The sequence below is a fragment of the Caballeronia udeis genome, assembly GCF_044909315.1.
GTDB classification, from domain to species: domain Bacteria; phylum Pseudomonadota; class Gammaproteobacteria; order Burkholderiales; family Burkholderiaceae; genus Caballeronia; species Caballeronia udeis_A.
Window position 1 is genome coordinate 85,605 of record NZ_JBIYEB010000033.1, and the last position, 18,423, is coordinate 104,027.

General features: G+C 59.6%; 17 protein-coding genes and 2 pseudogenes. 14 read left to right on the forward strand and 5 right to left on the reverse strand.

All coding sequences use genetic code 11. From position 1 onward, the window contains the following. Positions 1 to 579: 579 nt before the first annotated feature. The 6 genes from ABH944_RS36700 (at position 580) to ABH944_RS36725 (ending at position 8,434) form a co-directional block, all read left to right on the forward strand. Positions 580 to 1,875 (forward strand): MFS transporter, encoded by a 1,296-nt coding sequence (locus ABH944_RS36700; RefSeq protein WP_404612734.1) that lies wholly within the window; start codon positions 580 to 582, stop codon positions 1,873 to 1,875. 155 nt (positions 1,876 to 2,030) lie between these two features. Beyond that, on the forward strand, positions 2,031 to 2,213 hold the full coding sequence (locus tag ABH944_RS36705; protein ID WP_404612732.1) for a hypothetical protein: 183 nt from the start codon (positions 2,031 to 2,033) through the stop codon (positions 2,211 to 2,213). Beyond that, positions 2,210 to 3,127, forward strand: a complete 918-nt coding sequence (locus ABH944_RS36710; protein WP_404612730.1) for an SMP-30/gluconolactonase/LRE family protein — start codon at positions 2,210 to 2,212, stop codon at positions 3,125 to 3,127. Before ABH944_RS36705 ends, ABH944_RS36710 begins: the two co-directional genes overlap by 4 nt. 187 nt (positions 3,128 to 3,314) lie before the next feature. Continuing rightward, on the forward strand, positions 3,315 to 4,526 hold the full coding sequence (locus tag ABH944_RS36715; protein WP_404612728.1) for a porin: 1,212 nt from the start codon (positions 3,315 to 3,317) through the stop codon (positions 4,524 to 4,526). 854 nt (positions 4,527 to 5,380) lie between these two features. Beyond that, positions 5,381 to 7,282 (forward strand): putative bifunctional diguanylate cyclase/phosphodiesterase, encoded by a 1,902-nt coding sequence (locus tag ABH944_RS36720; protein WP_404612726.1) that lies wholly within the window; start codon positions 5,381 to 5,383, stop codon positions 7,280 to 7,282. 9 nt (positions 7,283 to 7,291) lie between these two features. Beyond that, positions 7,292 to 8,434 carry a hypothetical protein gene (locus ABH944_RS36725; RefSeq protein ID WP_404612724.1) on the forward strand — a complete coding sequence of 381 codons (1,143 nt, stop codon included), beginning with the start codon at positions 7,292 to 7,294 and terminating at the stop codon, positions 8,432 to 8,434. Between the two features lie 226 nt (positions 8,435 to 8,660). On the opposite strand, the pseudogene ABH944_RS36730 reads toward ABH944_RS36725, so the two are convergent. Next, positions 8,661 to 9,017, reverse strand: a pseudogene (locus tag ABH944_RS36730) (NUDIX hydrolase); the annotation flags it as partial. On the opposite strand from ABH944_RS36730, the gene ABH944_RS36735 reads away from it, so the two are divergent. From ABH944_RS36735 to dmeF, 4 genes are all read left to right on the forward strand, one after another. Next, the gene (locus tag ABH944_RS36735) at positions 9,001 to 9,273 is read left to right on the forward strand and encodes a hypothetical protein (RefSeq protein ID WP_404612722.1); all 273 of its coding nucleotides are present in this window, start codon (positions 9,001 to 9,003) and stop codon (positions 9,271 to 9,273) included. The pseudogene ABH944_RS36730 and the gene ABH944_RS36735 sit on opposite strands and share 17 nt — an antisense overlap. Continuing rightward, complete coding sequence (locus ABH944_RS36740) at positions 9,251 to 9,646, forward strand: hypothetical protein (protein WP_404612720.1); 396 nt, start codon at positions 9,251 to 9,253, stop codon at positions 9,644 to 9,646. Before ABH944_RS36735 ends, ABH944_RS36740 begins: the two co-directional genes overlap by 23 nt. A gap of 378 nt (positions 9,647 to 10,024) precedes the next feature. After that, positions 10,025 to 10,300 (forward strand): metal/formaldehyde-sensitive transcriptional repressor, encoded by a 276-nt coding sequence (locus tag ABH944_RS36745; RefSeq protein WP_404612718.1) that lies wholly within the window; start codon positions 10,025 to 10,027, stop codon positions 10,298 to 10,300. Between the two features lie 8 nt (positions 10,301 to 10,308). Continuing rightward, the gene (dmeF, locus tag ABH944_RS36750) at positions 10,309 to 11,586 is read left to right on the forward strand and encodes a CDF family Co(II)/Ni(II) efflux transporter DmeF (protein ID WP_404612716.1); all 1,278 of its coding nucleotides are present in this window, start codon (positions 10,309 to 10,311) and stop codon (positions 11,584 to 11,586) included. A gap of 1,073 nt (positions 11,587 to 12,659) precedes the next feature. Here dmeF and ABH944_RS36755 read toward each other — a convergent pair. Both ABH944_RS36755 and ABH944_RS36760 read right to left on the reverse strand, forming a co-directional pair. Then, entirely contained in the window at positions 12,660 to 13,052 is a 393-nt protein-coding gene (locus ABH944_RS36755; protein ID WP_404612714.1) for a DUF4260 domain-containing protein, read from the reverse strand. 24 nt (positions 13,053 to 13,076) lie between these two features. Continuing rightward, positions 13,077 to 13,301 (reverse strand): hypothetical protein, encoded by a 225-nt coding sequence (locus ABH944_RS36760; protein WP_404612712.1) that lies wholly within the window; start codon positions 13,299 to 13,301, stop codon positions 13,077 to 13,079. A 336-nt stretch (positions 13,302 to 13,637) separates the two neighbouring features. Here ABH944_RS36760 and ABH944_RS36765 point away from each other — a divergent pair, with 336 nt between their 5' ends. From ABH944_RS36765 to ABH944_RS36780, 4 genes and pseudogenes are all read left to right on the forward strand, one after another. Then, complete coding sequence (locus ABH944_RS36765; protein ID WP_404612710.1) at positions 13,638 to 13,970, forward strand: hypothetical protein; 333 nt, start codon at positions 13,638 to 13,640, stop codon at positions 13,968 to 13,970. A 230-nt stretch (positions 13,971 to 14,200) separates the two neighbouring features. After that, positions 14,201 to 14,785: pseudogene (locus tag ABH944_RS36770) on the forward strand (YdeI/OmpD-associated family protein). Positions 14,786 to 15,078: 293 nt separating this feature from the next. Beyond that, entirely contained in the window at positions 15,079 to 16,128 is a 1,050-nt protein-coding gene (locus tag ABH944_RS36775; protein WP_404612708.1) for a hypothetical protein, read from the forward strand. Continuing rightward, positions 16,097 to 16,384: a hypothetical protein gene (locus ABH944_RS36780; RefSeq protein WP_404612706.1), complete on the forward strand. Its 288-nt coding sequence runs from the start codon at positions 16,097 to 16,099 to the stop codon at positions 16,382 to 16,384. Before ABH944_RS36775 ends, ABH944_RS36780 begins: the two co-directional genes overlap by 32 nt. 27 nt (positions 16,385 to 16,411) lie before the next feature. On the opposite strand, the gene dmpG is transcribed toward ABH944_RS36780, so the two are convergent. Both dmpG and ABH944_RS36790 read right to left on the reverse strand, forming a co-directional pair. Further along, the gene (gene dmpG, locus ABH944_RS36785; protein WP_404612704.1) at positions 16,412 to 17,467 is read right to left on the reverse strand and encodes a 4-hydroxy-2-oxovalerate aldolase; all 1,056 of its coding nucleotides are present in this window, start codon (positions 17,465 to 17,467) and stop codon (positions 16,412 to 16,414) included. Then, a complete protein-coding gene (locus ABH944_RS36790; protein WP_404612702.1) occupies positions 17,451 to 18,398 on the reverse strand; it encodes an acetaldehyde dehydrogenase (acetylating) in 948 nt (315 codons plus the stop codon). Before ABH944_RS36790 ends, dmpG begins: the two co-directional genes overlap by 17 nt. Positions 18,399 to 18,423 lie beyond the last annotated feature (25 nt).

The window sequence follows — 18,423 nt, forward strand, 5'->3', positions numbered from 1 at the left end:
CTCTGCAAAGCGATTGCCAAATCCACCTCCTCCCGTTCAGCGAGTCAACGCCGAGTGGCGACATGAGGCGCCAATATCAATGACCGAGCAAGAAAGAAATCGATAGAGCGCAGGGCGGCCTTCGGAAATTTGGGGTGGACCCCAAGATAGGCACCGCTATAGGGAATCGTCACATTTTGTGCAACAGCAGGACCCTGTGTATTTATCGATAGGCGTGCTGGATCCCGTTTGAAAGCCTCAGCACAAGCCCTTTGTTGTCTGACGTCATCTAACATTAAATCACTATCCATCCACGCAAAACCCCTTCCGACGGATATTGTCACCCACCGACCACCCTAAAAGCCCCAACATTTAAGAACTTGCCGAGGTTTTTACTGGTGTAAACGTGGATGCCTTGTGTATTGCGCGAGATTAGTCATCTGACATACGATGCGTTCACATTGCATAACATACCTTACTGCTGCACCCATTGCGCATCGTCATCGCTGTCCGAAATGATCGAACGAAGAATGACGAGCGTGCACGCAGAAGCCGCAGCCGGCCGCGCGGCTAACAAATAACGAACGGAGACGTACCGACATGGCGATCAAATTGAGAGGGCTGCGCTGGTGGATGATCGCCCTGCTGACCCTCGGCACGGTCATGAACTACCTGGCTCGCAGTTCGCTGAGCGTCGCCGCGCCAACGGTCATGCAGGACCTGCACATCAGCACCGCGCAGTACGGCTGGATCACCGGCGCGTTCTTCGTGATGTACCCGCTTGGGGGCCCGATAACGGGCTACCTGATGGATCGTATCGGCCTGCGCTTCGGCTTCCTGATCTGCGGCGTCATGTGGTCGGTCGTGTGTATCGCCCATGGCTTTGCAAGCGGCTGGGTCGGCCTCTTCGTGCTGCGCGGCCTGCTCGGGCTCGCCGAAGCCTCATTCGGCCCGGCCGGCATGCGTATGGCCGCGTTCTGGTTCCCGGCGCGTGAGCGCGGGTTGGCGGCGGGTATCTTCAACATGGGCACATCGGTTGGTGCGATCGCCGCGCCGCCGCTGATCGCGTGGTCGATCCTCAAGTACAACTGGGAGATGGCCTTCGTGATCGCGGGCTGCCTTGGCCTCGTCTGGGCCGTGCTGTGGATCATCTTCTACCGGCACCCCGACGAACACAAAGCGCTCACGGCGACGGAAGCTGCTTATATTGTCGAAGGCGAACACGCCGAACTCTCCGACAGCGGCGCCAAACCCAACCTGCGTGCGATCTTCAGACAACGCAACTTCTGGGGCATCGCCCTGCCGCGGTTTTTCGCCGATCCGGTGTGGACCACCCTCGTGTTCTGGATGCCGTTGTACCTTCACCAGGCACGCGGCTTCGACCTCAAGACCATTGCAATGACAGCATGGCTGCCGTTCGTGACGGCGGACGTGGGCTGCATGATGGGTGGGTCGATCTCGCTGTACCTCAACAAGCGCTTCAACCTTGAAATAATCAACGGCAAGCGCATTGTCTTCACGATCGGCGCGGTGATCATGACCGCCATGGCGGGCGTCGGCTATGTGAAGGTTCCGGGCACGGCAATCTTCCTGCTGTGTCTCGGCGGCTTCGCGCACCAGACGCTTTCCATCGCCGTCATTTCGATGTCCGCCGACTTGTTCCCCCGCAGCGAAGTGGCAACGGTCACGGGCTTTGCTGGACTGTCCGCGGGGATCGGCAACCTGATTTTCACGCTCACGATCGGCGGGCTGGTCGCGACCATCGGCTATGCGCCGTTCTTCGTTGCGCTCGGCTTTGGCGACCTGATCGGCGTGGTCCTGCTCTGGACGCTTGTGCGGCCTTCGCTGGTCAATCGCCGCACAGACGTCAACCTGCCGAGTCCGGCCGGTGCCTAGCGTTGCGGTTACGGTGCGTTGTCATGCGCGAACCACGGGCGCGGCGCGGGCTTCACGCCGTCTTCGTTGAAGGCAAGTAAGCTTCGCGCCGCCGCATTGCCGGCCTTCTTCGATTCGCCTTTCTTCGCACAACGCTCACGTCACCCGGAGACACTTTGAAAAGATTCTCCCCTCGCAACCCGCACATCTCGCTGCACGCCTCGCCGCACAAGCCGCGCGGTGTGCTGGCGGCACTCGGCGCGGGTTCATTAAGCGTGCTCCTGCATGGCGGCGCTGAAGCCAACGCCTCGCCCGCAGCCATGAGTTCGCTGCACTGGCTGCTGGGGTCCCTGTCATGAACAACATGCAACCCGAAACAGTGACGGTCGAGCGCCTCGAAGGCGCGGGTCAGGCGCCCTGCGAAGTAGGCGAAAGCCCGGTCTGGCGCGAACAGGAACAGGCGCTGTATTGGGTCGATATCCCGGCGCGCACCATCGCTCGTCTGGACATTGGCACAGGCAAGAAGACCGGCTGGCGCTTGCCCGAAAAAGTGGCCTGCATCACCTTCGACCGTCACGGCACCGTGCTCGCCGGATGTGAGACCGGACTCTTCGCGGTGTCGCTGCCGACTGCGCCGGAAGCGAGCGTACGCAAGCTCGCCGCCCCGGATTTTCCGCTGCCCGGCATGCGCTTCAACGACGGCCGCTGCGATCGTCAAGGCCGCTTCTGGGCCGGCACGATGGTGCAGGACATGGCGGCGGTCAGCCCCGCAGGCTCGCTCTACCGATACGACGCCGAGGGCACGCTGTCCACATCCGTTGTAGATGGCCTGATCGTGCAGAATGGACTCGCCTGGTCGCCGCAAGGCACGACGATGTATCTCTCCGATTCACATCCGGCGCGCAGGCTTGTCTGGGCTTTCGACTACGACACCGATGCCGGCGAACCACGCAACCGGCGCGTCTTCGCCGACCTGAATCAGTTCTCGGGCCGCCCGGACGGCGCGGCTGTCGACTCCGACGGCTGCTACTGGACCTGTGCAAACGACGCGGGTCTGCTGCTGCGTTTCACGCCTGACGGCCGGCTGGACCGGAGCATTGCGCTGCCCGTCACGAAACCGTCGATGTGCACGTTCGGCGGCCGCGAACTCGACACGCTCTTTGTCACATCGATCCGGCCGGCTGATGGCGCGAACGAACACGACGGCCATCTGCTTGCGGTGCGTCCGGGTGTACACGGTGCTCCGGAATGTGGTTACGCGGGGGTTCTATAAGGAATACAGATTACTTTTCAAGTGATTCGGGAGACATCGCCTGAAAAGTATTGTTCAGTCCAGACACACGGCGTGAAGCCCAGGAACTTCACCGCCCGATTTTTCGTTAAGCAGGCAAGCAAGCAGGAAAAACCCGCGACGCTGCTGGCCGCGTCGCAATCAGCGATACAACAAGAGGAGATAAATCATGCAGTCACGCCACGCCAAAAAAGCCGTACTAATAAGCCTCGCCACCCTCGCCTCGCCGGTCTTCGCTCAAAATAGCGTGACGCTGTACGGCATTATCGATGACTCGATTGCCTACCAGAGCAGTCAGACGTCGCTGGGTTCGACCAAGGGCGGAGCCTCCAACATAAAAATGGCTTCGGGAATCTGGGCGGGCAGCCGCTTCGGCCTCAAGGGCGCGGAAGACCTGGGCGGTGGCACCAAGGCCATCTTCCAGCTGGAGTCGGGTTTCAACGCGGCGTCGGGTGCGCAGCAATACACGAACGCCATGTTCGGCCGGCAAGCATGGGTCGGCATGACCAACCCGGTCTACGGTACGCTCACCGCCGGCCGCCAGTACACGTCCTACTACACGCTGCTTTCACCCTATAGCCCGACGACCTGGCTTACCGGTTTCTTCGGCGCGCATCCGGGCGACCTGGACGAACTGGACACGGTTTATCGCGCCAACAATTCGCTCGTGTACACGTCGCCCAAGCTCTTCGGTTTCACCGCCAGCGGTTCGTATTCGTTTGCCGGCGTTCCCGGCAGCGTGAACCAGGGCTCGACATGGAGCGGCGCGGTCCAGTACCTCAACGGGCCGTTCGGGATTGCCGCAGGCATCACGCGAATCAACAACTCGACCCCGGGCGGCGGCGCGTTCGGTGCGGATTCCACCACCAATACCGCGGGCCAGTCGGGTGTATCGGCGGTCACGAACGGTTACCAGACCGCTCAGGCGCAACAGCGCATTGCCGTGACCGGCGGTTATACGTTCACGCAGACACTGGATGTCTCCTTCTCATACTCGAACGTGCAGTACATCCCGGGCATCAACTCGAGCTTCAAGACCACGGCGATCTTCAATACGGGCGGCGCGGTGCTGCACTGGAAGGCATTGCCGCTGGTCGACCTGGCTGCCGGCTACAGCTATACGCGTGCGACGAAAGCCAACGGTATTACCAGTTCCGCGCAGTACCAGCAGTTCAACCTGTCCGAATATTATTCGCTCTCCAAACGAACCGGCCTCTATGCATTGCAGGCCTATCAGCGCGCGAACGGAAAGACGCTCGGCACAAGTGGCGCGGGTAACATCATCAATGCAACCGCGACGGTTGGCGACGGCTTCCAATCCGCGCCGTCATCGTCGCCCAGCCAGTTTGCTGCGGGCGTAGGCATCATCCACCGCTTCTGATTGGTTTCAGTGACACGGCGCGCTGCTTGAGTGGTGCGCCGCGTCCGGGCGATTGCGTGATGTACGCGCCCGGGGCAATGCCGGCTCAGCGGCTATTCGCCCGGCGGCAGGCTGTCGCCACTTGTTGCGCAGCGTAGTCGTTCTCTATTCCCTGCAGGTTCTGCACAAGACAGATCCGATAGTTTTCTCGCTGTCATTCAGGAAAGCGCTCTCCTTATAGAGTTTTCGACACGACGTGGTAATCAGATCGGTCGCCTGTACGGTCCTTACCCCTTTCAGCGATTGCATCACGCATTGGTTGTATGACGCGTCTTCGTTAAATGCCATAGCGACACCCGGAGCCGCAACCATCAACGCAATGAATGAGCAGATACCACGCTTCATGTTTTGTCCCTCAAGTTGAAGACCGCACGGCACGATGCGCGATGCGAGTCTGCTAATGCACTCGCTCCGGACAAGACTAAATCCGCCGCGCCATTTCTTACATTTTACCTTCAGACGCAAAGCGAGCCGGACAACTCAACGCCGCCGGTCTGTCTTCATGCTGTCCCGGCTTGCCGTGCCGCGGTGCAAAACAACCGCGCATCCGTATTATTTTCCGCAAGCAGCATTGCCCTCGCGAATGAGGCCATGCTCCGGGTGTCCTCGCTTGGGGCCTCGTCCGGCATCGGCCGGGTGAGAGCCCTGACCGCAAAACCGCGTTGTTGCGCCCTCGTATACGCCCGATACCCACCGTAACCGCACGGGCGTAACATCAGATTATTCGAGCAGCGGACACAATTACCGGGATAATTGAGCTCAGAAAAAAAGCCAGTCGCGCCGATAACCAAGTACTTACCTATATTGCGCATGCCATGGCGTTTAGTGAACCGAGGTTGCCATTTTTTAAATGGTTAGTGGGATCCGCTCAAGACCTGAGCGCTGATAATCGACAGATATTGCTGTCAAACCTGTTCACCAGGACGGCGTCCATTGCGATGGCGTCAGTTTGCGAAATCAGCGTTTGCGCCACCGCCCTTTATCTTTATCCGAGCATCGGCTACGCGTTGTGGACGCTCGCCGTGATCGCGCTCCTGACAGTGCGCCTGTCGTTGATCGCCATTTGTTGCAGGCGTAGCGCCCGCAACCAGCCCACGCCCACATCGCTGTTCCTGCTTGCCAGCATCCTGTGGAGCGCGCTGCTCGGGCTCGGTGCCCTCTTATGCAATATCAGCGGCGACCAGACGCTTTTCCTGCTGGGCAACGTGTGCGCCGTGGGCGTGGTGGGCGGCCTGGCCGGCCGTAACGCGGGCACGCCCCGGCTGGTCCTGATCCAGATCTCGGTCATCTTTACGCTGCTGGGCATTGGCGCGGCGCTCTCTCCGGACTCCGGAAAAATCGTCTTGCTGTTCCAGGCACCGTTTTGCGCTGCCGGCTTTTTCACGGTGGCCATCCGCAGCAACAAGGACACTGTCGCGCTGCTGCTCGCGCAGGAAACCAGTAACCGCCTTGCCCGGCACGACAGCCTGACGGGCTTGCCGAATCGCGCCCGCATCAGCGAACTCTTGCTGAACCGTACCGATGCCGAGCCGGCGCTCAAGCCCGGATCGTTTGCGGTGCTGTTGATCGACCTGGATGGCTTCAAGGCAATCAACGACAGCCTGGGGCATGCGGCCGGCGACCTCGTGCTCCAGGAATCCGCCAAGCGCTTGCGGGCCGTCTTGCGTCAGGGCGACATTGTCGGCCGCCTCGCGGGCGATGAATTCGTGGCCATCTCCAACGACGCCTCCATGAGCGAGGAGGTCCGGCTGCTGGCGGATCAGATTGTGAAGACGCTGGCGCGGCCGTTTGTACTTAACGAGGCGCTGGTGCGGATTGGCGCGAGTGTCGGGATTTCGCAATACCCCGAGCATGGGGAAACGGGACCGCAACTCCTGATATGCGCCGACCGGGCGTTGTATGCGGTCAAACGCAGCGGCAAGAGCGCCTTTGCCGTCTTCGATGCCAAGACGCACGCCTCCGACGACAGCCTGAGCCTGCTGCGCAGCGATCTGGAAGGCGCGCTTCAATCGTTTGGCAGCGGCTTGCGGATGGAATATCAACCCATCGTCAATTTGGCCAGCGGCGTTGTCACCGGGCGCGAAGCGCTGGTGCGCTGGGCCCATCCCACGAGAGGCGAGTTGCCGCCCACGACCTTCGTTCCAATTGCGGAACGGACGGGACTAATACTGCCGCTAGGGGAATGGGTGCTCCGGCGCTCCTGCGCGGAAGCGGCGCTCTGGCGTGAACCCGTGGTCGTGGCGGTGAACGTATCGCCTGTGCAACTGCGGGAAGATTCGTTCGCGGACCTGGTTGCGTCGGTCATGGAAGAGTCACGGTTGCCGCCGTCGCGCCTGAACATCGAGGTCACGGAAACCGTGCTCATGAGCGACGATGTCCCGACCCGGCGCAATGTGGAAAAACTTCGCGCAATGGGTATCGGGCTCGCGCTCGACGATTTTGGAACGGGCTTTTCAACGCTGTCGAATCTATGCCGCTTTTCGTTCGACACGCTGAAGATCGACAGCTCGTTCGTGCGTGAATCGGTTCATCGACGGGAGTCGGCGGCGGTGGTGCGCGGGATCGTGGCGCTCGCCCACGAACTGGGCATTCCGACCACGGCGGAAGGTATCGAGACGCACGAACAACTGAACTTTGTCCGCGCCTCCGGCTGTACCAGCGCGCAGGGATTTTTCCTCGGCCGCTCGGAGCGCGCGGAGTGCATTTTGCAAACCTGAACGACGACCATGCTGAAAGCTGCCCTGCCTTTGCTCATAGCGCTGCTGTTGCCGTCCCTCACTGTCATGGCGGCAGCGGGCGACAACACGGACCCCACGCCCAGCGGCGGAATCGCACTGGGGCAATCCTTGTACGCGGCCCCGGCGTCGTCCGTCAAAGGGACGGTTACCGAGACAAGTCCCGCGGCTGCGGCCGCGCCAGTACCATCGACCGCATCCGTCGCGCCCGTGCCCACACCGCCCGCCACGGTTGCCTCGGCGCCTGTCGACACTCCGCCTTCGAACCCGCCGATGATCGAAACATCCGGTGCCCGGAATACCGCCGTCGCGCGGGACCACCTGGTTGCCCCAGGTAACAACGACGATAACAAGGGAGAGCCCGACGAGTATTTCCGTTGGAACAACGGCCACAGCGGCATCAAGTACAACGACATGGTGATCGGTGCGGTGACCCTTGTCCTGGCCATTTTTACGGGCTTTCTGTGGCTTTCCACCCGGAGTCTTTGGCGCGAAACCAGGGCCGGCGGCAGGACCGCGGAAACGTCCGCGAGAGCGGCGGAGAAAAGCGCCGAAGCGGCCCGGGCCAGCGTGGACGCAGCCATCGCCGCCGAGCGGCCTCGCTGGGTGGTGAGTTCCATGCGCCTGCTGTTGAACGACATGAGCCCATCGCTTGAAGACCGGACGGGCGTTGTCGAGGTGACCCTGCTGAATCTGGGCCGCACCGCGGCCGAGATCATCCGCATTGCGTTGAAACCCACTCTGGCATTCAACCTTGAACCGAAACCCCGCTACCCCTTGGGCCTTGCGAAGACCCCGGTTCAGTTCTCGGACGTGGTGAGCAACGGGGAAACATACACATTCAGGGAGCCGGTGCACCTGACCGGGCAACAGGTGCGCGACCTGATGGAAGAAAGGACGAACCTGTTCGCGTACGGCTACGTCGCCTACCGTGACTTCCTCGACGAACACTGGGAGAAAGGTTTCGTCGGGATGCTCGACATGACCACGCCGAACGGGTACCCGATCATGGGCAGCCCGAGCGAAGGCAATGGCGGAGGACTGTTCATTCAGCCGCCGGCAGAGGCCGAGCTTCAGGCCTATACCTACACCGTGGGCGATGCCATGCGTGCCGCGCAAGCATCCGGAATATAGGCTCCGATCGCCTGGCCTCAGGACCAGCTCCGGACAAGAGCGCCCGTGACGCTGTCGCCTGATCGAACGCCAGGGAGACTTCAACGCGGTCAGGCGCTCGGCCTTAGTGGCCCTTTAGCAGCGCGGGAGCACCGGAAACTGCCGTTCGCGTCGGTACTGATATGCGTGAACCGTCAGGCATGCGCTGCGATGGCTGCCGACTGTCGTCAGGTCCCAAAACGCCAATGTGCTTGAAGAAAAGCTCCACGATTCCACGAGTTGGCACGCTGGCGGAAAGCGTCGCTATCTTGACGGGAACAAACCACCTGCACTTCGCGATTTCGTTGCTGGGCTGTGCGGTTGTGTGTTGTGCCACGTCAGCGAAGAAGACATTGTGCAGCGTGTTGAAGCCACTAAACTGGAAAAGGTACATTAGCTCGTTAGCGACGAGCATGGTTTCTTCTTCCAGTTCACGCAACGCAGCTTCATGAGGCGCTTCACCCCGGCGAATTCTTCCACCCGGCAGCGCCCATCGAGACCGCTCCCTGGCGACCAGGAGAATGCGGTTATCTCGAACACACAGAACGGTGGCCCTGTCCTTCATCCTCGCCCCCGTCATCAATGAATTGACCTTCGCGCAGGCCAGCGTTGACGCAACGCCGGCTGACAAAACGCACATTGTAAGTCTTGTCGAAAACGGCGCAAGCGCATTCCATAAGGACCAGCCGGCCGACGATCCGGATACAGCCAGCCGCGCGGTGCGGGGGCTTTCCCTTCTTGCCCAGTGGAGTAAGCTAATAAAAAAAGTCAGTTCGCTCGTGACGAGGGGAACAGGTCATGAAAACGCGTTCGGCACCTGAGATCTGTTTGCCGCTTGCCCTGTTCATCGGGGCCTGCGCCTTGTCGTTTCCAACTCTGCTGATCGCTGTCGCCTGGATGACGATTGGCGTCATATCGGTTGGGCATCGGACACTTGACACCTTTCCAAGAGACGGAATCCGCCGGGAATGGCTGCGAGGGTATCGTGGCGCGTGCCTGTTGTTCTACCACCTTGCCTGGTGGCCCTGGTACATGCGAACCCCTCTTCTGGACAGCGCTGATCGAATCAGAAAACACCTGTTCACCGGGAAGAAATTGCCGCATCACACGCCGGAGAATCCGCCGGACACGCTATCCGATGGCGAGAGCGAGAACGGGAATGCCGGCGACGCACATCGCGAAGAGCGGGACTGACCGGGCCGTAACCGGCCGGCAAAGTCGCTTTGACAGAGGCGAACCAGGATGAACCGCCGCCATCGGCCAGAAGCAGCCGATTACGTCAGGAAAACGAACGCCTGCTTCCTCCTTGTGACTGGACCCCAACCCGGCACGAGCTAATTGCAATGATTGCCGCACCTGGCGCGTCTCGGTCGAACACCGACGCCCCATCGCGTGCCCGGCCACCTGCTGTGGATTCGCTGGCACACGCTGTTTTCCCGCAACAAATCCCCGAAAGACGAAGCAGGATTGGACGCCGCCAATGTCTTTCAATTCTCTTTCCGTCAAGTTAAATTAGTATACCCCCCTACCCTATCATGCATATACTCCCGTACGGTATAGACGAGGTCATCAATGAGCCACACCATTCGCGAGAAACAGAAGCTGCTTAACCGGGTCCGCCGCATCAAGGGGCAGGTTGACGCTATTGAGCGAGCGCTCGAGCAGGAGCACGGATGCGTCGAGGTACTGCAACAAATCACGAGTTGTCGCGGGGCCATGAACGGTCTCCTCGCCGTCGTTATCGAGGACCATATTCGCACCCACCTCGTGGATGCAGACACTAACGAAGAGCCGGCCGGCAGCGCGACTGACCAGCTCATCGAAGTTGTTCACAGCTATTTCAAGTAGAGTCAAAAATGAGCGATTTTAAGGACGCCGCGTTCGGCGCGGGACATGACCACATCTTTCTGGGTGCCGGTCATGAAAAGAATGAGCGCAAGACGTGGGCCGTGATTGCGCTGTGCAGCGCGATGATGCTGATTGAAATTATCGGCGGCAGTATGTTCGGTTCGCTTGCGCTCGTTGCCGACGGCTTGCATATGTCGACGCACGCCGGGGCGATGCTCATTGCAGCTCTTGCGTACACCTACGCGCGCAAACACGCCAGCGACTCCCGCTTCGTGTTCGGTACGGGCAAGCTCGGTGATCTCGCAGGGTTCACGAGTGCGATCGTGCTCGCGATGATTGCGGTGCTGATTGGCTACGAGGCGGTCTCGCGCTTTCTGTCGCCGGTGCCCATCCATTTCGGTGAAGCAATCCCCATCGCGGTGGTCGGACTGCTTGTCAACCTGGCAAGCGTGTGGCTACTGAGCGGCGGCGATCACGGACACAGCCACGGTCATAGCCACGGACACAGCCATGGTCATGACGACCACGCTCACGAAGAGGACGTGCAGAGGGTTTTCGCCCCATCCGGCGTGTTTGCCGTTTCCATCTTCGAGGACGGCGTGCCACCGGTTTTCCGCATTACACCGGCAACGGAAGGTTCACGACTGGACGCGTCCGCCGTGCTCGTTACGACGGTGCGGCCCGATGGAACGCAACGGGTATTCGCGCTGGCGGACCGTGGCGGTTATCTGGAATCGAGGGAGGACATTCCTGAGCCGCATGCATTCAAGGCCATCGTGCGGATGCCGGACGGCGAGCACGAGCTCGAATTTGAAGAACATGAACACCATGACGACGCGCATGACGCAGCGACCCGCGACCATAACATCAGGTCTGCGTATATCCATGTGATGGCGGATGCGGCGGTCTCCGTGCTGGCTATCATCGGCCTCGTACTGGCACGCGCATTTGGCTGGCTCTGGATGGACCCGCTGGCCGGTGTCATCGGCGCGCTGGTGATTGCAAACTGGTCCTACGGATTGATGCGCGACACGGGTGCGATCCTGCTCGACATGAACCCCGACCGGCGCATGGCGGAGAATGTGCGTCACACGATAGAAGACCATGGCGACAAGGTTGTCGACCTGCATGTATGGCGGGTGGGTCCCGGTCACATGAGCGCGGTGGTGTCGATTGCCACCGATGAATCGCAGCACGACTCGCGCTTTTATCATGCGGCTCTTAAGCGCTTCAAGGGACTGTCGCATGTCACCGTTGAAGTGCAACCCGCTCACGCTGCGGCCTGAAACATGGCTGTCAAGTCACCCTGCCTGGTACATTCACGCCTGGAACAGGCAGCCGCATTAGATTGTTAATTGGGTCCGACGACAACGTGAACGACCACAACCTGGAGGCCCTGATAGCGGGTCTTCCGCACCCGCCCAAGGTCGACTATGTATCAGGCGGTCATTTCGTCATGACGGATGTTTGCCCGCGGGCATTGAAGTCAGATGTGCCGGCGCTGTGCAATGACGCGCAAGGTGTCGATCGGGCAGCTACCCAGGCTGATATTGAGAGGAAAATCGCAGAATTTTTCGTAGCAATCTCTAGTGGCCAATAGCCGTTTCGCGATCACGCTTTCCTGTTGAACTTAGCGCCAATAAGCATAGCCAGACAGACGGTATGGATACGGCCAGTTACATGGGTTTGAATCTGTGAACTCCCCATATGTATGTAACTTTCGTCCTTCGATGTTGGAGTTTGTCCCGATCGCCGTGTGAAGTTGGCCGGCCGAGGCATGCGTACATGCCGTTATCATCAACGCGCCCGAGCATTGCGGACAGGCAAGGTCGGCCGGCTAAAAGCAATCGATGATTTAAGACTCGAATGAGCGGCCGCTCCTGATCGTCTCGACCTGCCGCATCAAGTTGTGCAGCGACGGTCAGCCATAGACGGAATCCACGTTTTATTTTCTTCTCACTCTCGATTCTTGAGCTTAATATTATTGGATTTCAGCGTCGTGATCAGCGAACGCTTGCCGCTTCTTAAATTGGGAAATCGAGTGAGGAGTCGTTTTCCATGCAGCCCTATAGAGAGCTCACAGATAACGCAGAACGTCAAATTATGGAGTTACGCCAGCGGGCGCGTGGCGACCCCCGGCGTAGGTCGATATATTACAACTGGGCAAATGACGTGCTCGCGAGATGGATGAAATCGGCAAGCTCGTACGCGAACACGGAGGACGATCTTCGCAATTTGCAGGACCTCGTTGACAGATTCCCTTGAGTCCCTGTGACGGCGCGGCTGGTCTGAGAGCATGCACTGACCCATAGAGCCAGCGGTGCAGACGGCAACGCCCTGACGCTTTGGGCCGATTGTTTCAAGGCTGCTTTCCGATCCGGCCAAGATGCGTAAAAGCAAAACCTTCGGGTGATTTCAGACCATAGCCAAGCATGCGATCGAATCCTGAATGTGCCAGCCAGAGTGCACCGGGCAGCACAAGGAGTGGGATCGGCACGATCAGCCCAATTGCGAGCGAAGCTGCACCAAAAGCATAGATATGGGCCGCGTTGTAGCAAAGCGCTCCCGTTCTCGGCCCAAACAGATAGCCCAGGAAGCTGAGATCCGGCGCGAAGAAAATCAGAAGTGCGCCCCACCACGGCATAGCTTTATTCTCGTGCCAGAAGAGCGCGACACCGACCGCAAAGATGATGAATCCCTCAACGCGCTGCCACAGGACAGCTCGGACCATAGTTGACTTTCCATTGGACATGGCAGTTCTCCTGGAGGTGAAAGTTCAAATCGGGCGGAGGCGGAAGATTGCAGCGGAGTTTGAGACAACGCGAGAAAGCACAGGTCTCAGGTAACCGTCGAGAAACGGCTGAACCGGCATCCCCAACCGGGCCTCAAGCGCTGCGACTGCAGCGGCGAATACCACCTCCCCGACCCGCGTAGCACACGCCGCTGCTTCGCAGCCGCCCTGGTGGGGAGTTGTCCGGGTATCAATGGCTGCGATGTTCATGCCTTGCTCCTTCGATTTTGGTCGGTTCCGCTACTGAAGGCCCTAGTTTGCTCAATAATCACCAATACGAAAATTGCCTATAGTCGTATGGCAGCTATACAAAAATGTATAGCACGCCCCAACACGAACCGAACTAGCCGTGGCACCGCACCTTCCTTGACAGCACGAACTTCAGCCCTGGGGGACCGGCGTGGCCGCGACCACCGCGGCCCTCCTCCGGGCGGCGAGCCACCGTGAGACAGGCGTTCGCGATACGGGTCGGATGGCAACCGTCCGCCCGATATGCATCCACTTAGCGGTATGCTTCATCAACCTCTTTCGAGCAGGAGCCGATCCATGGGACCGCGTGTTCATCTTCTCTTCATTACCGCATTCGCTGGTCTGGTGTTGACCGCTTGTGCGCAGACCGGCCCTGTCGAGTTTTCCCCGTCGGATGCCGATGCGCCGATGCTAAATCAGGCGGACGATATGGACTTCGGTCCGATGGACAGGACGACCGCACAATGCAAAGCAGTCTCGAGGAAGGCGGGTCCGGACCAATGCTCGAAAGTTCGTGCGTACGAGTCCTGTATGAAAAGCAAAGACTACATCACCGTACTTGGGCCAGAGAACCCGAAAGGCTGCGGCGATCCGGAGTGGGAAAAAGACGTGAGGAAGTGGCTTCAATGAGGGACCGGCCGGAGCGATCGGATGAGACAGTGACCGGACCCGAAGCGGCCTCCTGGCTTCGCAGCTAAAGTCGCCGGCAATCCTGCGAAGGTAATGGAGTCTGGCCGGTAAAAGATTCGTCGAATGGCGTGCTCGTGTTTTCCTCACCCTGGAAGAATGCATTCGCGAACTCATAGGTCAGCAGCGATTTCCGCGAAACCATTCCTATAACTGACAACCTGGTCTCTGATATGCCGGCGACAACTACAAATGAACCCGTGCTGGCATGCGAGACCCGCGCTGCATGGGCCGCCTGGCTTGCCAAGAACCATCTCGCTTCGAAGGGCATCTGGCTTCGTCTCGCTAAAAAGACCGCAGATACCCCTTCTGTCAGCTACGCGGAAGCGATCGAAGTCGCTCTTTGCTATGGATGGATCGACGGCCAGAAGAAAACCGATAACGAGCACTTCTGGCTGCAACGTTTCACGGCGAGATCGGCGAAGAGCATGTGGTCCAAGATCAACCGCGATAAGGCGACAACGCTCATCGCAAGCGGTCAGATGAAGGCTGCCGGGATGAAGGAAATTGAGCGTGCCAGGAATGACGGACGTTGGGATGCGGCATATGACTCGGCAAGAACCTCCGTAATACCGGCCGATTTTTAGGTGCTTCTAGATCGCAACCCCAAAGCCAAGATATTTTTTGCATCCTTGAACAGCCAGAATAGATACGCCATTCTCTTCAGAATTCAGGCCGCGAAGAAGGTCGAAACGCGTGAAAGTCGCATTCGAAAATTCGTCGAGATGCTGGGAAACCACGAAAAGCTATATCCGTGAAGGAAATGCTTAACGCATCGCTTGCACAGCCGGCGATCGTTGAGATCAAGCAGAGGAGACGATCGCCAGGAATGCAGAATTTTTGGAGCCAATCATGCGTTAAAAAAACGGTCGTTCATATGCGACATGAGGCCATAACACGTTAGCACACCGGACTACCGTTCCATATCGATGCGTGTTCCCTCGCATCGCCCGCCAAAACACAGGTTCCAACTGCCGGAACTCCGCCCGGCCTCCGCCCGGGGTCTATGCTTGATTAGCGCATTCGCACAATATGACCAAGGAGGCGTGTCATGAAACCCGCGCTATGTGTCGCCGTCATCAGTATGCTGTTCGGGGTCCAACTGGCGCACGCCGCCTGCCCCAACAATGCCGTCTTCCTCGTTCTCGGTGATCAGATTCGCGGTTACTCCTTGCGTGCCAACGGAGCGACCGAGCCCTGCCAGGTGCTGCAAGGGCCGCTCACCACCCTCATGACCGCCGGAGCGGCGGTGATCGACAAGAAGGACTTCTTTCACGTCGCGCAGTTTCTTACCAGCAGCACGGTCGACATCTTTCCGCGGAAGGCCGAGGGCAATGAGGCGCCCAGTCGGTCGTTCATGTTGACGACAACAAATGACCTGCTCAGCATCGCGGTGGATTCCCACCTCAACGACTTCGTCATGACCGTTCGCCCCGCGGAAGCCGGGGTGCTGGTCGCTCCGCCCAACAGCTCTGGGCCTGTAACCAATCCGATTCACATTACCGATCCGAATATCGTCCAGTACGTGAGCATTGCGATTGACGGCGACGACAATCTGCTGATTGCGGGCTATGACATACGGGGGTCGGCGATCATCGACACGCTTGGCACGAGTCGGAGCATGACCTCGCCGCCGCTTCTGCGCAGCCTCACGGGTAGCAAAACCGGCCTGCTGCCGGGGGCCGGACTTTTTCCAAGAAACAACATGACGATCGCTGTCGATCCAAGTACGGACGAGTTATTCGTGTACAACCAGACCTCGGACATGACGCAGATCCAGGTGAGCGTTTTCGCCGCCAAGGCGAACGGCGACGTGCCGCCGGTACGGACAATCAGCGGTCCAGCCACGGGAATCACTGGGTCTGGCTTGCCGGGGAACAAGATCGCCATCTCCCCGGACGGGCGGCTCCTTGATGCCGAGCCTGACCTGCGGATTCTAGCGTTCGCGCCGGGGGCAAGGGGCAATGTGGCGCCGTCTCAGGTCATCGAGGACTCCACCCCCGGTCCAGTCACCCTAGGCGGGATCGCGGTCCGGTCGAGAGGAGGCCGGCAGCACAATGGAAATGACGATGCTCAATGTGGAAATGACAATGCTCAATGAAACGGACGAAGTCCGTGCCTTGTTCAGCGATCTCATCGGCAAGAAGCTGGGTGAGAGCTTTTTTACTGATGCCATCGTTCTACACAACCGGCGGGTGGATGCGGTGTCGGGCGCAATGTCTTCGTCAATCGGCACAAGCGGCCGCTACCGCGGCCGTGGAATCTCTCCCTTCAAGCCCCGCAAAGCGACGCGCTGCCGGAGGCCCACGCCTGTCAAATACCGTGTCCACCCGCTGAGAGAAACGCGCGTGCAGTGAAGCGCGCTGTCGCGCCCGAAGCGGAACTCACGCCGCACGCGGGTCCGCAGCGGCCGGTTTCAGATTTCGCACCTTGGCCAAGGTGAGCGCCGTGTCCTCGATCATGTCCTCCTGGCCGCCCACCATGCCACGGCGCCCCAGTTCAACCAGAATGTCACGAGCCGGCACGCCGTACTTTTGTCCTGCGCGCCTGGCAAAAAGGAGGAAGGAACCGTACACGCCTGCATAACCGAGCGTGAGCGCATCGCGATCAACGCGGATGGGAAAATCCATAATAGGTACGACCAGGTCCTCGGCCACGTCCTGAATTTTCCAGACGTCGACACCCGTCTGAATGCCCATGCGGTCACACACCGCGACGAGCACTTCCATCGGCGTGTTACCGGCACCGGCGCCCAAACCCGCAGCGGCTGCATCGACCCGGGTCGCGCCAACCTCGATGGCAGCGATGGAGTTCGCAACACCCATTGCAAGGTTATGGTGACCATGAAAGCCGAGTTCGGTCGCAGGGTTCAGCGCCGCGCGCATAGCTGAAAGGCGGGCCCTTACGTCCTCTGGAAGCATGTACCCGGCGGAGTCAGTCACGTAGACACAGTTCGCTCCGTAGCTTTCCATCAGCCTGGCCTGCTTCACGAGACCTTCGGGCGTATGCATGTGCGCCATCATCAGAAAGCCGACGGCATCCATATCGAGCTTGCGCGCGAGCGTGATGTGCTGTTCCGAGACGTCGGCTTCAGTGCAGTGCGTGGCCACGCGGATCGTGTTCACGCCAAGCTCGTGTGCCATTTTCAGATGGTCCACCGTGCCAATGCCGGGAATCAGCAGCGCCGAGACGCGGGCCTGCTTCATGAGGGGGATGACGGCCGAGAGGTATTCCTCGTCCGTGTGAGCGGGAAAGCCGTAGTTCACGGAGCTGCCGCCCAGTCCATCGCCATGCGTAACTTCGATCAGCGGCACGCCCGCTTCGTCCAGACCTTGTGCGATTACCCTCATCTGGTCCAAAGTCATCTGCTGACGTTTCGGATGCATTCCGTCGCGCAGCGTCATGTCATGCACGACAATTTTCTTACCTTTGACGTTCATGTCTGATTCCTTCTTGGTGAGCGGCAGGTTCGAGCTTGAGCGAGCCGCTCAGGATTTCTTCGGCGAACATCTCGGCGGTGCGCGCGGCGGCCGCCGTCATGATGTCGAGGTTGCCGGCATACCTGGGCAGATAGTCGCCCAGGCCTTCGACCTCCAGGTAGATCGAGACCCGATCACCGTCGAACACCGGGCCATTGACAAGCCTGTAGCCGGGCACGTACTTGCGTACCTGTTCAATCATTTCGTGTACCGACTTCTCGATCGCGGCGGCATCAGGCGTGCCCTCTACGAGGCAATGCACGGTATCGCGCATCATGAGCGGCGGATCCGCCGGGTTGATGATGATGATCGCCTTACCTTCCCTGGCTCCACCGACCTTTGAGATTGCAGCGGCTGTCGTACGCGTGAATTCGTCGATGTTCTTGCGCGTTCCCGGACCGGCCGACCGGCTGGACACCGTCGCGACGATTTCGGCATACCGTACCGGTTGTACACGTGACACCGCATAAACCATGGGGATCGTCGCCTGGCCGCCGCAAGTCACCATGTTGACGTTCATCGCGCCTTTGCCAACTTGCAGTTTCAGATTGACGGGCGGCACCCAATACGGGCCAATGGCCGCCGGCGTGAGATCGATCATCATCACGCCCAGTTCATTCAGCTTGCGTGAGTTCTCCGCATGGACGTACGCACTTGTCGCGTCGAATGCAATCTGGATGTCGTCGGTTTGCACATGGGGCAGCAAGCCGTCCACGCCTTCCGACGTGGTTTTCAGTCCCAACTCCCGTGCCTTTTTCAGGCCATCAGACCCGGGGTCGATACCCACCATCCATACCGGTTCCAGCACGTCACTGCGTTGCAGCTTTGCCAACAGGTCGGTACCGATGTTGCCCGGACCGATCACCGCGCACTTCACCTTGTTCTTTGCCATGTCTCCTCCTTTGGATCAAACGAAT

What these genes read in the sequence shown, in the direction of transcription:
- ABH944_RS36700 (WP_404612734.1), top strand. Translation starts at nt 580, where the DNA reads ATGGCGATCAAATTGAGAGGGCTGCGCTGGTGGATGATCGCCCTGCTG.
- ABH944_RS36710 (WP_404612730.1), top strand. Translation starts at nt 2,210, where the DNA reads ATGAACAACATGCAACCCGAAACAGTGACGGTCGAGCGCCTCGAAGGC.
- ABH944_RS36715 (WP_404612728.1), top strand. Translation starts at nt 3,315, where the DNA reads ATGCAGTCACGCCACGCCAAAAAAGCCGTACTAATAAGCCTCGCCACC.
- ABH944_RS36720 (WP_404612726.1), top strand. Translation starts at nt 5,381, where the DNA reads ATGGCGTTTAGTGAACCGAGGTTGCCATTTTTTAAATGGTTAGTGGGA.
- ABH944_RS36725 (WP_404612724.1), top strand. Translation starts at nt 7,292, where the DNA reads ATGCTGAAAGCTGCCCTGCCTTTGCTCATAGCGCTGCTGTTGCCGTCC.
- ABH944_RS36740 (WP_404612720.1), top strand. Translation starts at nt 9,251, where the DNA reads ATGAAAACGCGTTCGGCACCTGAGATCTGTTTGCCGCTTGCCCTGTTC.
- ABH944_RS36745 (WP_404612718.1), top strand. Translation starts at nt 10,025, where the DNA reads ATGAGCCACACCATTCGCGAGAAACAGAAGCTGCTTAACCGGGTCCGC.
- dmeF (WP_404612716.1), top strand. Translation starts at nt 10,309, where the DNA reads ATGAGCGATTTTAAGGACGCCGCGTTCGGCGCGGGACATGACCACATC.
- ABH944_RS36755 (WP_404612714.1), bottom strand. Translation starts at nt 13,052, where the DNA reads ATGTCCAATGGAAAGTCAACTATGGTCCGAGCTGTCCTGTGGCAGCGC.
- ABH944_RS36760 (WP_404612712.1), bottom strand. Translation starts at nt 13,301, where the DNA reads ATGAACATCGCAGCCATTGATACCCGGACAACTCCCCACCAGGGCGGC.
- ABH944_RS36765 (WP_404612710.1), top strand. Translation starts at nt 13,638, where the DNA reads ATGGGACCGCGTGTTCATCTTCTCTTCATTACCGCATTCGCTGGTCTG.
- ABH944_RS36775 (WP_404612708.1), top strand. Translation starts at nt 15,079, where the DNA reads ATGAAACCCGCGCTATGTGTCGCCGTCATCAGTATGCTGTTCGGGGTC.
- ABH944_RS36780 (WP_404612706.1), top strand. Translation starts at nt 16,097, where the DNA reads ATGCTCAATGTGGAAATGACAATGCTCAATGAAACGGACGAAGTCCGT.
- dmpG (WP_404612704.1), bottom strand. Translation starts at nt 17,467, where the DNA reads ATGAACGTCAAAGGTAAGAAAATTGTCGTGCATGACATGACGCTGCGC.
- ABH944_RS36790 (WP_404612702.1), bottom strand. Translation starts at nt 18,398, where the DNA reads ATGGCAAAGAACAAGGTGAAGTGCGCGGTGATCGGTCCGGGCAACATC.